The organism is Prosthecochloris marina (genome assembly GCF_003182595.1).
Lineage (GTDB): Bacteria > Bacteroidota > Chlorobiia > Chlorobiales > Chlorobiaceae > Prosthecochloris > Prosthecochloris marina.
In genome coordinates, this window is the sequence record NZ_PDNZ01000002.1 from 94,984 (window position 1) to 106,828 (window position 11,845).

Annotated in this window: 12 protein-coding genes and 1 tRNA gene; 4 read left to right on the forward strand and 9 right to left on the reverse strand. The window is 48.0% G+C overall.

Annotation, left to right across the window (positions count from 1 at the left end; genetic code table 11):
* Positions 1-12: 12 nt before the first annotated feature.
* The gene (gene recG, locus CR164_RS02590) at positions 13-2,109 is read right to left on the reverse strand and encodes an ATP-dependent DNA helicase RecG (protein WP_239994442.1); all 2,097 of its coding nucleotides are present in this window, start codon (positions 2,107-2,109) and stop codon (positions 13-15) included.
* Between the two features lie 220 nt (positions 2,110-2,329).
* On the opposite strand from recG, the gene rpmE reads away from it, so the two are divergent.
* Both rpmE and frr read left to right on the forward strand, forming a co-directional pair.
* Entirely contained in the window at positions 2,330-2,545 is a 216-nt protein-coding gene (gene rpmE / locus CR164_RS02595) for a 50S ribosomal protein L31 (protein WP_110022375.1), read from the forward strand.
* A 45-nt stretch (positions 2,546-2,590) separates the two neighbouring features.
* Complete coding sequence (gene frr, locus CR164_RS02600; protein ID WP_110022376.1) at positions 2,591-3,151, forward strand: ribosome recycling factor; 561 nt, start codon at positions 2,591-2,593, stop codon at positions 3,149-3,151.
* On the opposite strand, the gene bchY is transcribed toward frr, so the two are convergent.
* Both bchY and CR164_RS02610 read right to left on the reverse strand, forming a co-directional pair.
* Positions 3,138-4,382, reverse strand: a complete 1,245-nt coding sequence (bchY, locus tag CR164_RS02605; RefSeq protein WP_110022377.1) for a chlorophyllide a reductase subunit Y — start codon at positions 4,380-4,382, stop codon at positions 3,138-3,140. The genes frr and bchY overlap by 14 nt on opposite strands.
* Positions 4,383-4,384: 2 nt before the next feature.
* Positions 4,385-4,882 carry an HU family DNA-binding protein gene (locus tag CR164_RS02610; RefSeq protein ID WP_110022378.1) on the reverse strand — a complete coding sequence of 166 codons (498 nt, stop codon included), beginning with the start codon at positions 4,880-4,882 and terminating at the stop codon, positions 4,385-4,387.
* Between the two features lie 326 nt (positions 4,883-5,208).
* Between CR164_RS02610 and xseA the strand changes: the two genes are divergently transcribed.
* Positions 5,209-6,459, forward strand: coding sequence for an exodeoxyribonuclease VII large subunit (xseA, locus tag CR164_RS02615; protein ID WP_110022379.1), 1,251 nt, complete (start codon positions 5,209-5,211; stop codon positions 6,457-6,459).
* On the opposite strand, the gene kdsB is transcribed toward xseA, so the two are convergent.
* From kdsB to CR164_RS02645, 6 genes are all read right to left on the reverse strand, one after another.
* The gene (gene kdsB / locus CR164_RS02620; protein ID WP_110022670.1) at positions 6,395-7,138 is read right to left on the reverse strand and encodes a 3-deoxy-manno-octulosonate cytidylyltransferase; all 744 of its coding nucleotides are present in this window, start codon (positions 7,136-7,138) and stop codon (positions 6,395-6,397) included. The genes xseA and kdsB overlap by 65 nt on opposite strands.
* A gap of 62 nt (positions 7,139-7,200) precedes the next feature.
* Entirely contained in the window at positions 7,201-7,653 is a 453-nt protein-coding gene (gene dtd / locus CR164_RS02625) for a D-aminoacyl-tRNA deacylase (protein WP_110022380.1), read from the reverse strand.
* A gap of 25 nt (positions 7,654-7,678) precedes the next feature.
* Entirely contained in the window at positions 7,679-7,972 is a 294-nt protein-coding gene (locus tag CR164_RS02630; protein ID WP_110022381.1) for a DUF167 domain-containing protein, read from the reverse strand.
* An 11-nt stretch (positions 7,973-7,983) separates the two neighbouring features.
* Positions 7,984-8,271 carry an Asp-tRNA(Asn)/Glu-tRNA(Gln) amidotransferase subunit GatC gene (gene gatC / locus CR164_RS02635; protein ID WP_110022382.1) on the reverse strand — a complete coding sequence of 96 codons (288 nt, stop codon included), beginning with the start codon at positions 8,269-8,271 and terminating at the stop codon, positions 7,984-7,986.
* 120 nt (positions 8,272-8,391) lie between these two features.
* Complete coding sequence (locus CR164_RS02640; RefSeq protein ID WP_110022383.1) at positions 8,392-9,726, reverse strand: citrate synthase; 1,335 nt, start codon at positions 9,724-9,726, stop codon at positions 8,392-8,394.
* A gap of 139 nt (positions 9,727-9,865) precedes the next feature.
* A complete protein-coding gene (locus tag CR164_RS02645) occupies positions 9,866-11,377 on the reverse strand; it encodes an alanine/glycine:cation symporter family protein (RefSeq protein ID WP_110022384.1) in 1,512 nt (503 codons plus the stop codon).
* 315 nt (positions 11,378-11,692) lie between these two features.
* Between CR164_RS02645 and CR164_RS02650 the strand changes: the two genes are divergently transcribed.
* Positions 11,693-11,767: transfer RNA gene (locus tag CR164_RS02650), tRNA-Asp, on the forward strand.
* Positions 11,768-11,845: the final 78 nt, after the last annotated feature.

Genomic DNA, 11,845 nt, shown 5'->3' on the forward strand with positions numbered 1-11,845 from the left:
GGAAAGGAGTCCTCATCCGATATCTGCAAGAGTGTGCTTTCCATGGTAATGTTTTATGTAATATTCTCTTATCATTTCATTTCTGTGATCCTGCAGCTGCGGGTCACGATCAACAATCTCGAAGGCTGCGTTACGAGCCGAACGCATAATATCGTAATCCTTCACTATATCAGCGATTTTCAACCCGGACACCATACCCGACTGCTCTTTACCAAGCACGTTGCCCACACCGCGTAACGCAGCGTCGATTTCCGAAAGCTTGAAACCATCACCTATGTTTTCCATTGCCGAAAGCCGTTCAGAAGCATCCGTACCAAGTTTCGTATGCACGAGAAAACAATATGATTGATGCTCTCCCCTGCCGACCCGCCCTCTTAGCTGGTGCAGCTGAGCAAGCCCGAAACGCTCTGCATGCTCAATAACCATAAGCGTTGCGTTCGGCACATCAACGCCGACTTCTATCACAGTGGTTCCGACAAGCAGATCGAGTTTGCCGAATCTGAACGATTCCATAACCTGCTCTTTTTCCCGGGAAGACATCTGCCCGTGAATCAGCCCCATCCTCACCCCCTGCAACGTTTCACGAAGCTGGCAGAAACTTTCCTTCGCAGCTTTAAGATCCATCTTTTCGGACTCTTCAACAAGTGGATAGACAATATAAGCCTGTCTGCCCCGTGCAATTTCAGAGCGAAGAAAATCGAAAACCTCGGACTTGTCACTTTCCCTGCAGCAACGTGTAATGACGTTTTTTCTGCCTCTCGGAAGCTGATCGATGATCGTCACATCGAGATCCCCGAACACCCCCATGCTGAGAGTTCTCGGAATAGGCGTTGCGGTCATCAGCAGTATATGGGGATTTTCCGCCTTATCCAGCAGGGCTTTGCGTTGCATGACGCCGAAGCGGTGTTGCTCGTCAATAACCGCCAGCCCGAGATTATCGAATCTCACCGCCTCTTCGATGACAGCATGAGTCCCCACGAGAATGTTAAGATGCCCTGTTTGAAGATCTTCAAGCACTTCCCGGCGCTCTTTTTTCTGCTGCCGACCTGCAAGAAAACCTACCTGTAAGCCAAGAGGCTCTGCAAATTTTTGCATTACCATATAGTGCTGAAAAGCAAGGATTTCCGTTGGCGCCATGAATGCGGATTGCAAGCCGTTGTCAGCCGCAAGAGTCATGGCAAACATGGCTACGAGGGTTTTACCGGAGCCGACATCTCCCTGCAGAAGCCGGTTCATCCGAATCCCGCTTTTCAAATCACGGTATATCTCGCGCACCGCATTTTTCTGCGCTTCGGTCATGCTGTAAGGCAGCATACCGTAAAGCGCTGCCGTGAAGTTTCCCGATCGCTGGAAACGTACAGCGCTCCTGTCAGCACGAATAGCAGCCCTGCGTAACGCAAAAAAAAGCTGTGCGAAGAAAAGTTCAGACCACTTAAACCGATACAGCGCCCGGTCAAGCATTTCAGGGGAAGAAGGAAAGTGAATCATGCGATATGCTTTATTGATCGGCAAAAGATCATGTTGGCTGATTATTCCTTCGGAAAGGTTTTCGTTGAACTGCGGCGGAATATCGGAAAACGCTTGTTTTATCACCCCCCTCATTCCTCTCGGGCCCAAACCGGAACTTTTCAACGATTCCGAGGAAGAGTATACCGGCAAGATCCCGTTATGCGGAGACTCTCCGCCTTCAAGATCGAGACGCTCGAATTCCGGATGCTGCATTTGTGGCCGCTGACCGAAATATCCTACCTTACCGGAAACACAGAAAGCATCACCTTGTCGAAAAGCGTTGAAAAAATAGGAGACGCCCCTGAACCAAACGATTTCAAGAGCACCTGTTTTGTCGAAAAGCTCGACCTTCAGCCGGGCCTTAGCGTACCGTCCCCCCTGTCTGACAACGCTTCTCACTTTTCCAACAACGGTCGCCTGTTCCCCCTCGACAAGTGTGCCGATATTTTTGACCGTTCTCCTGTCAAGGTAGTTCCGTGGAAAGAAATCGTACAGATCTGCCATCGTCTCGATACCGATCTCTTTCAACAAACCTGCCTTGCGTGGCCCTACACCTCTGATACCGGTTATCGGCATATCCTTCATGCATTCACTCACCATAGATACACTTCATCATCACATTATTCACCTGTGCCGATCCCCTGAAAACAAACCTGTCGCTCAAAATTTTTTCTCCGATTGTTGAATTTTCAAACTCCTGTCGAAAAAGTCGGCTCGAGCTTTACTTTGTTCCTGCAGGAAAATCTTGTATATTGCCGGATAAATTATTTTATTCCCGAACATAGAACTGTATTATTGTCAGACAAGGTAAATCGAAGTCATGAAAAAAGATATTCATCCGAAGTATACGAAAGTTACGGTTACCTGTGCCAATTGCGGCAACACTTTTGAAACCCGGTCAACGAGACCCTCGATCAAAGTCGATATCTGCAGTAACTGTCATCCCTTTTACACCGGCAAACAGGTTCTGGTCGATACCGCAGGACGTGTCGAACGTTTCCAGAAAAGATTCGCCAAGAAAGCAGCCTCGAAGTAGGTACTTACCTGCGATCTCCGATAAACCCAAACGATTCGAAACGGTATGAGCGTAAGAGAAATCACTCAAAAGGTGGAAGCAAAAATGAAAAAATCCATTGAAAGCTTCCAGCATGAGATCGCAGCAATACGAACCGGAAAAGCGACGACAGCATTGCTTGACCGTGTTAAAGTCGACGCATACGGACAATCCATGCCCCTCAAACAGCTGGGCAATGTGGGTGTCCAGGATGCTCATACCCTTATGGTTCAGGTATGGGACAAATCAATGGTCTCTGCTGTGGAAAAAGCCATTCGGGACGCGAATCTCGGACTCAATCCTGCAGCAGAAGGCCAGAGTATTCGGGTCAGCATTCCTCCCCTTACGGAAGAACGGCGTAAAGAATATGTCAAGCTTACCAAAAAATATGGAGAGGATGCGAAGATAGCGCTCCGCAATCTTCGCAGAGAGATACTGCACGGTGTGGACAAGCTCGAAAAAGACAAGGAAATCAGCGAGGACGAGAAAAGCCGAAGCAAAAAAGATGCCGATGACCTTGTTCACAAGTATGAAAAGCAGATCAATGACCTGATCTCCCAGAAGGAAAAAGAGATTATGGAAGTGTAGTAAAGTATTCTTTCATTTTCCTGAACACCTCTTTTTTCCCCAACAAGCCGGCAACCATTCCAAGTACCGTTCCGGCACCTGCAGCAAAGAAAACAGGTCTCGATGAAATATTGTTGGTATAGTAGATCGCAGGGATACCACGTTCCTTTGCAAAACTGTCCAGCGATGTCGTGCCGATGACAAGGTCCGGTTCGTATACAAGAACAGCCTGCATATCCTCTTCAAGGAATTTCCGGTAACGTATCTCGGTACCGAGCATGGAAAGAAGCTGGTGATCTTCTTCTCCGAGAGCCGTACGAGCGATCGAGGTCGATGCATAAGGAACTTCCAAACCCGCTTCCAAGAGCAGCCTTACAACAGGCAGTTCATTGCCCTCGTATCCGGCGACAATGACCTTTCCTGATAGGTTACCGAACTTTTCGATGACCGCTCTCGTTTTTGCTTTTTCCTCGGCGGCAACCTGACGAACCGTTTCCATATCAAGCCCGAGAACCTGACCGATCTGTTCAATCCACCTTGCGGTAGCTCCTGCACCAACAGGATTTCCAGAGATAACTCGTATGCCTTTCTCTTCGAGGAATGATGCGGTTCTTTCATAAAAAGGGTGAAGAACTGCACAGGCTTCAACCTTTCCCGACTCGATATAATCGTCAACATCGGCAGCAGGTAAGACAATGACCGATTCGACACCTATCCGTTGCAAAACACTACCAATAGCCATGGCGTCGACAGGAAAAATCTCGCCAACGACAAGAAGGGATTTCTCTTTCTTCGGTGCGTCAAAATCCGCAAAACGCCGCAGCAGGGTAGAAACCGCAACATCCTTGGCTTCAGGATGTGACTTGATCTGAAAAGCAGGTAACCGGACAAGCTGTACTACGGCATTGCCCGCTTTTTTCGGCAACAGCTCCTCGGCAATTCCCGCCGTCTCTGCGACGCAGGTACTGACAACAGGAATAAAAGTCACAGCCGGATCTTCCGCTATCCGTTCGATGGTAGCCCGCAAATCATCGATCATGGTACCGCCGGAAATCTGAACGTTCATCAGCTCAGGTGATACGATCGACCTTCGAGCAGCATAAAAATGGGAAACAAACGTCAACCCATACAAGCATCCCTGATCTGCAACAAGACAAACCCTTGCACCTTCGATCCTGGTAAGAACCCGCAGCCCCCCGAAGGCTGGACACATCGATTGCGGATGTAGATTCGGGCAGATATTTTTTTCCATGATTAATGAATTGGTACTTCAAAAACTGTAAGATGCTCAAAACAGTTATTTACGATTTCCTGCAACACCTGATCGGGCACAAACCTGTATTTGCCGTCAACTTCCTTAAACGACCCGAGACCTTCGAGCAAAAGGTCCTGCTTTTTTGCCACACTCTCTCTGAAATATCCTGAAAGGATCCGGCAAAAAACCTCTGCATCCGCTTCAGCAAGACCGGTCGCACTCCCCATGATGTGCCGGATAGTGGAATCGACAACCGGTCTTGTCAGAAAGGTGATTTTTTTCCTGGGAGGCACAGCCCGAACGACATTATGCTGCTTTTCCCTGCTGAACGGAATATGCACCACCTTGAAGTAACCAAGCCCCTTGACGGAAATCTCTCCTTTTTCAACAAGAACTTCAACCAGCCCGGCAACAACCGCGTCAAGAAGCTCTACGGCACGTTGTTTATCCAGAGACAGCTTCTTTTCCAGAAGCGCAATGCAAGCATCATGTTTCATACCCAAGCAGATTGGTTACAATTAATCCTGATGGTTTACAAGTCAACTCTACCCAACAATATGACAAGCGATCCCCCCGTGAAATCCGAACACCTATTTCACGGGGCGTCATGACTCTCTGCCGGAAACGTATGCATGGTGACCGATTGTCGTGAAGCAGTCTTTTTGAGAATACCTCACCTATCTTTTTTCTTTCACCAGGCAAACACTGCACATCTGAAAACCGGTTTTGCGTTATTCCTGACCGGAATATACTAAAACCATTCAATGGAAATACCTAACTTGTCGAATACAATCCCAGGCAATTTGTCTCGTAAAAAACGCTCATGCCAGAACAGATACTTACCGTCACCGAACTCACCGGCGGAATCAAATCCATCCTTGAAAATAAATTTCAAACCGTCAGTGTAAGGGGAGAAATCTCCAACTTCAAACTTCCAAGTTCGGGACACGTCTATATGACGCTCAAGGACGAGGGTGCGCAGATTCCGGCTGTCATCTGGAAAAACATTCGCATGCGTCTGTCCGCTGATCTAAAAGACGGTCTGGAAATCATCGCTCACGGACGTCTCGAGGTCTACCCCCCATCCGGACGATATCAACTCATATGCACGTCGGTTGTTCTCGCGGGTGAGGGAACGTTGCAACTTGCTTATGCCATGCTTTTGGAAAAGCTTGCAAGCAAAGGTTATTTCAACCAGGAACATAAGAAACGGTTACCCGGTGTTCCGGAAAAAATCGGCCTGATCACCTCAGCAACAGGAGCGGTCATAGAAGACATGAGCAACGTCTTCAAGCGTCGCTTTCCAGCTGCAAGACTTCTGCTTTATCCCGTCAAGGTACAGGGAGAAGAAGCTGCAAAAAACGTCATCGGGGCATTGCAATATTTCAACGAACTCTCCGATCCCGCCCTGAAACCCGATGTCATTATCGTAGCCAGGGGAGGGGGATCTCTTGAAGATCTTCAGGCATTCAACGATGAAGCCGTCGCTCTGGCGATATTCGGTTCGAAAATTCCGGTTATCAGCGCCATCGGTCATGAAACAGATGTCACGATCGCCGATATGGTTGCCGATGTGCGGGCCGGAACACCTTCGATCGCTGCAGAAATTGCAGCCCCCGATATGCAAGAACTGCTCAAACACTGCGACACCCAGCTTAACCGGCAATGTGCAGCGCTACATACTAAAGTTGAAGGAATCGAACGGCAAGTCGACTCCCTTCTTGGAAGTTACGCTTTTAACCGCCCGCAGATCAAACTTGAACAACTGAGCGAGCGGATAGGCCATCTTGTCAAGAGGATGTCACAGTCTGCCGGAAATGCAATCAGGCACGCGGAACGTGGCTTCTCTTCCGTTACGGAGAGACTTTCGCTGCTTGATTATCGAAAAACCCTCGAAAGAGGCTTCACCCTGGTCAAGCAGAACAACTCTTATATCACATCTCGTAAGTGCATACAAACAAACGACAAAGCATCGGTGATCTTCCACGATGGTGAAATAGGAATTGAAATCATACCGGACGATTCTGCTCCCGGAACATCCTCCGCGCAAACTCAAGCTCCTCGAACGTGTTGACCCCGGGTGAGTCTACCGTGGTCTCGACACAACGTATACGGTAACCGTTCTCGAGAAGTCGTAGCTGCTCGAGAGACTCTTCCTGCTCGAGCATGGAGGGCCCGAGCGCCGAAAAGGCACTTAACACATCTTTTCTGAACGCGTAGATACCGATATGACGGTAAAAGATAGTCGATGCGTTTCTCGCCTGCTGAAAAGGAATCTGGCTCCGTGAAAAGTACAAAGCATAACCGTTTTTGTCGACAACCGTTTTAACCACATGGCGGTCACTGATCGTGGTGTAATCTGTGGGAAGCACCGGATAAATCAGTGTCACACAATCAGGATTTTCACCTTGAAGGTAAGGCTCCGCAACACGGTCGATATTTCCAGGATCGATCAACGGCTCGTCACCCTGCAAATTGATGAAAACATCCCCTTCCATCTTTCCTGCCGCTTCGGCAATACGTTCCGAACCACAACGAGCACAGCCTGTCATAACCACTTCAGCCCCGAAAGCCCCAAGCACACTGGCGATCTCCGAGCTATCGGTTGCCACGACAACACGATCTGCACAACGGGCCTGCAGAGCCCGCTGAAAGGTCCTTACAATAAGAGGTTCACCTTCCAGATCAACGAGCATTTTCCTTTTCAACCTGCTTGAATCAAGCCTTGCAGGAATAACAATTACTATTTTCATAAGCGAAAGGGCTTGTTTGCACAGCAACTCGTCCTCATCTTTCACAACTTCCGTGCCACTCTTCACTGCGTTGAAGGAGTATCGACAACAAGAGTTACCGGGCCGTCATTTATCAGCCCTATCTGCATTTCAGCTCCGAAACAACCGGTCTCGATAGGTAATGAACATGTTGAACGTATGGTTTCAAGGAACCGGTTATAGATATCATGCGCTTTATCGAACGGCGCTGAAGATGAGAAACCGGGTCTGTTGCCCCGGCTCGTGTCGGCATACAGGGTAAACTGTGAAACAAAAAGAAGATCTTTTCGGGTATCCGAAACAGAACGATTCATTTTTCCTTCATTGTCTTCGAAAATCCTGAGGTTGAGAACCTTATGGATCATCCAGGCGATCTCTTTATCCTCATCTCCGGGAGCAATACCGAGGAGAACCAAAAGACCCGGTCCTATCCGGGAATGGAGGCTGCCGTCGATCATAACCGAAGCCTCGCTCACTCTCTGGATTACTGCTCTCATCTACCTGTTGCATTCATGAAAAAACTCAAAGATAGGGTGCGACTTTTTCTTTGAACCTGGCTAACGACACTCCATCAACCTTCACCCGCTTCTTTTTTCCTCTCAACCCGGAAATAATCTGCACATCGGTTCGTGGCACCCCAAGCGTTCGGGCGAGCAGCCTGCAACACTCCAGGTTAGCCGCCCCGTCTACAGGCGGAGCTTTCAGGTTCACCTTCACACTGCCGTCATACTCCCCCGATACCATGCTTTTCGAGGAACGGGGTTGAACCTTGACAGAAAAAATAACGGCCCCTTCCGTTTCCTGTACCTGAAGCATAGAGAAACGTGTTATCCGATAACTTTCGGTACCCTGAAAAAGCGGTCAAGCTTGTCAGGAGCATTCTTAAGCGCAACATCATTGGACATCGATTCACGGCAGTGATCCTCGCGAAGCACATTAACCTGATCGTGAATACTGCTCAATGGCTCAATACCTTGTGTATCAACCTCGTTGAGCTTTTCGACATAGTGAAGAATCGCGTTCAGTTCACTGGTCATTTTCTTTTTTTCAGCGTCAGTGAAACTGAGCCTGGCCAACTCGGCGATATAGGCAACATCTTTTTCAGTTACAGACATGGATCAAACAGGTTAATCATTATTCGTAAATGTCCATGGTTCGGACCTCACCACAGCAAAGTGCTCAAAATAATAAAAAATGCCCTTGTTACTCATGGAAAAGCACGGTTCTCGTAAGAACTATAATCGACACATACCGATTTTGTTCTCGACAAGTTGTGATATTTTAGGCCGATTTTCGATCGGCACATAATCACGCTTATCTTCGCCCAAATACATCTGTCTGGGACGGGCTATTTTCTGTTCATCGTCATTCATATGCTCCGTCCACTGTGCAAGCCATCCGGGCGTTCTGCCGATAGCGAACAAGACAGGAAACATATCCAGCGGAAATCCCATCGCCTGGTAAATCAAACCGGAATAGAAATCAACGTTCGGATACAGTTTCCGATCGATAAAATACTCATCTTCAAGGGCAATTCTTTCAAGTTCCAGAGCAATATCCAATAACGTGTTCCGACCGGTAACCTCGAACACCTCGAAAGCGATCTTCTTGATAATCTTTGCTCTTGGATCATAGTTTTTGTACACCCTGTGACCAAAACCCATAAGCCGTCCTTCTCCTGCCTTTACCGATTTAATGAACTCGGGAACCTTGTCAAGAGAACCAATTCTTTCCAGCATCCGGATAACCGCCTCGTTCGCTCCACCATGCAAAGGCCCATAGAGAGCCGCACACCCTGCTGCGAGTGCGGAATATGGATCAACACGCGAACTGCCGACCGAACGCACTGCGCTGGTCGAACAGTTCTGCTCATGGTCGGCATGGAGAATAAAGAGCACGTCGAGCGCCTTTTCCAGGATAGGATCAGGAGAATATTTCAGTTCGGTCATTTTAAACATCATGGAAAGGAAGTTTCCGGCATAACTGAGGTCATTGTCCGGAAGAACATAAGGGAACCCCATACTATGGCGAAAACTCATTGCAGCGAGTGTAGGCATTTTTCCTATCAGGCGACGTACCTGCAGTTTTCTTGATTCCAAATCGAAAATATTCTTCGCACCGGGATAAAAAGTGGACAGTGCACCGACCGTCCCGACAAGAATGCCCATTGGGTGACCATCATAGCGGAATCCGTCCATGAATTTTGTCAGATTGGCGTGGACCATCGTATGCATCTGGATATTGTAACGCCATGCTTCGAGCCTTTCCCTGTCAGGCAACTCTCCTTTTATCAACAGATAGGCTGTTTCCAGAAAAGAGCTTTTTTCGGCAAGCTGCTCGATAGGATACCCTCTGTAACGCAGAATCCCTTTCTCTCCATCGATAAAGGTCACCATGCTTTTGCAGGAAGCTGTATTCAGATAACCCGGATCATAACCGAGAAGCCCGAAATCGTCATTGGAAACTTTTATCTGGCGGAGATCCATTGTCCGTATGGTACCACATTCTATAGGAACCTCATAGGTCTGTCCTGTGCGGTTGTCCGTAATGGTCAGGGTATTTTTCGACATGATCGTTTATCTTTTTTTATGTTTTTTACAGCCTCTACAACCATTTCCTACTTTCTAACCTCTCCGAACCCTCTGATCATTCCCGTTTCAACGTTGTTCCGGCAACCCGTTCGAGAAACGGTGATCCCCCGGACGGTAATCACCTGTAGCGACCGATCTCTCCCTGCCGTAAACGTTCAAAATAGGTATCGAGATCCCGCTTGACACCGGGAGCAAGAAGATACAAACCAATAATATTCGGAAAAGACATCGCAAAAATCATGGCATCGGAAAAGTCGATCACAACCTGAAGGTTCATAGCTGAACCGATGATGATGAATGTGCAAAACAGCAACTTATAACTGACGTCCGAAGACAGGCCTTCCCCAAAGATATAGGTCCACGCCTTGAGACCGTAATAGGACCAAGCAATCATCGTTGAAAAGGCAAAAAGCAGTACAGCAACGTTCAGTATGTAAGGGAACCAGAAAATAACCTGCTCGAAAGCTTTCGATGTCAATGCTATGCCATCCATCCCCTGTTCGGTATACAATCCCGAAATAATGATAACAAGTGCCGTCATGGTACAAATAACCACAGTATCGAGAAACGGCTCAAGCAGAGCGACAAGCCCTTCGGTTACCGGCTCATCGGTTTTGACCGCTGCATGAGCTATCGGTGAAGATCCTATTCCAGCTTCGTTTGAAAATGCGGCACGACGGAGTCCCTGTATCAACACACCGACCACTCCGCCATACAGGGCTTCCGGAGCGAACGCTCCCTGCACAATCACTAAAAAGGCCCGGGGAAGTTCCGTGATATGCGAAAAAATAATAAACAGGGCTGCAGAAATATAGATCGCAACCATGAATGGAACAAGCTTTGTCGTAACTCGGACAATCGAACGTATTCCACCTATGATAACCATGCCGACAAGAATCGCCATGATCAACCCGAAAATCCATCCCTGCTGATAGAAAACACTCTGCTCCCCACCGGTCACTAACACTGTTTGGCGAAAGGCTTGGTTGGCCTGGAACATATTTCCCAGACCGAACGATCCCCCGATACACATGACGGCGAAAAAAAATGCAAGAATTTTCCCCAAACCTGCAAACCCTTTTTCAGCAAACCCTCGGCTGAGATAATACATCGGGCCCCCTGAAACCGAACCGTCTTCGTTGATTTTCCTGTACTTGACTCCCAGAGTGCATTCGACAAACTTCGATGACATGCCGAACAAGCCGCCGAGAATCATCCAGAAAGTCGCACCGGGCCCCCCTAAGGTAATGGCCACGGCAACTCCGGCTATATTCCCAAGCCCTACGGTTGCAGACAGAGCCGCAGTCAAAGCCTGAAAATGAGAGACCTCTCCTTTCTGCGAATCAGGAGCATCGTAAACGCCACGCACCAGTTCGATAGCGTGCTTGAATCCCCTTACATTGACAAAACCCATGTAGACGGTAAATCCAACGGCAGCGACGATCAACCAGAGCAGGATAAAAGGGAAACTGATACCCCCGATCGATATGGGGAAAAATATAATTTTGAACATAAAAGCCGTAAGGGGAACCATGGCGTCATTGATATGTTCATCGATCCCGCGCGCAAAAAGTCGAAAGGGAAAGAGTAACTGTATCAAGAAAGCGGTGATAACGAAATGCTGCTTCATAGGTTTGAGCTGGTCTACATGCCGAAAAGACCGGTTCCAGAGCCGCAATAGGCAATGGACCGCAGGAAAAAAGGGTGAAAGACCACAACCGGTTTGAGCAGGTGCCGATTCACCCCGAAAATAACGTGTAACCGATGAAAGACAAGAATGAACTTGCCGATATATCAACAGTGAGCCAGGTTATCCAATGGATATCTTACTTGTTACTGCAGGATAGGTTGCGACGTTCTGTTCAGGAATAAATATAAGAAGAATTAAAATGAAAAAACTTTTTGGAAGGAGACATAAATATTTCTACATTAACAACTCTTTCAAGGAGCTGTAGCTCAGTTTGGTTAGAGCGCCTGCCTGTCACGCAGGAGGCCGCGGGTTCGAGTCCCGTCAGCTCCGCAACTTTTCTCTACCTGCCGCGCCAAAGTCTTCGAATACTTTGATTCTGAACGTATGATTGACGCCAGGCTCTCACTA

Bases quoted from the DNA above. Each gene is read 5' to 3' on its own strand.
- recG (WP_239994442.1), bottom strand. From the start codon at position 2,109: ATGGTGAGTGAATGCATGAAGGATATGCCGATAACCGGTATCAGAGGT.
- rpmE (WP_110022375.1), top strand. From the start codon at position 2,330: ATGAAAAAAGATATTCATCCGAAGTATACGAAAGTTACGGTTACCTGT.
- frr (WP_110022376.1), top strand. From the start codon at position 2,591: ATGAGCGTAAGAGAAATCACTCAAAAGGTGGAAGCAAAAATGAAAAAA.
- bchY (WP_110022377.1), bottom strand. From the start codon at position 4,382: ATGGAAAAAAATATCTGCCCGAATCTACATCCGCAATCGATGTGTCCA.
- CR164_RS02610 (WP_110022378.1), bottom strand. From the start codon at position 4,882: ATGAAACATGATGCTTGCATTGCGCTTCTGGAAAAGAAGCTGTCTCTG.
- xseA (WP_110022379.1), top strand. From the start codon at position 5,209: ATGCCAGAACAGATACTTACCGTCACCGAACTCACCGGCGGAATCAAA.
- kdsB (WP_110022670.1), bottom strand. From the start codon at position 7,138: ATGAAAATAGTAATTGTTATTCCTGCAAGGCTTGATTCAAGCAGGTTG.
- dtd (WP_110022380.1), bottom strand. From the start codon at position 7,653: ATGAGAGCAGTAATCCAGAGAGTGAGCGAGGCTTCGGTTATGATCGAC.
- CR164_RS02630 (WP_110022381.1), bottom strand. From the start codon at position 7,972: ATGCTTCAGGTACAGGAAACGGAAGGGGCCGTTATTTTTTCTGTCAAG.
- gatC (WP_110022382.1), bottom strand. From the start codon at position 8,271: ATGTCTGTAACTGAAAAAGATGTTGCCTATATCGCCGAGTTGGCCAGG.
- CR164_RS02640 (WP_110022383.1), bottom strand. From the start codon at position 9,726: ATGTCGAAAAATACCCTGACCATTACGGACAACCGCACAGGACAGACC.
- CR164_RS02645 (WP_110022384.1), bottom strand. From the start codon at position 11,377: ATGAAGCAGCATTTCGTTATCACCGCTTTCTTGATACAGTTACTCTTT.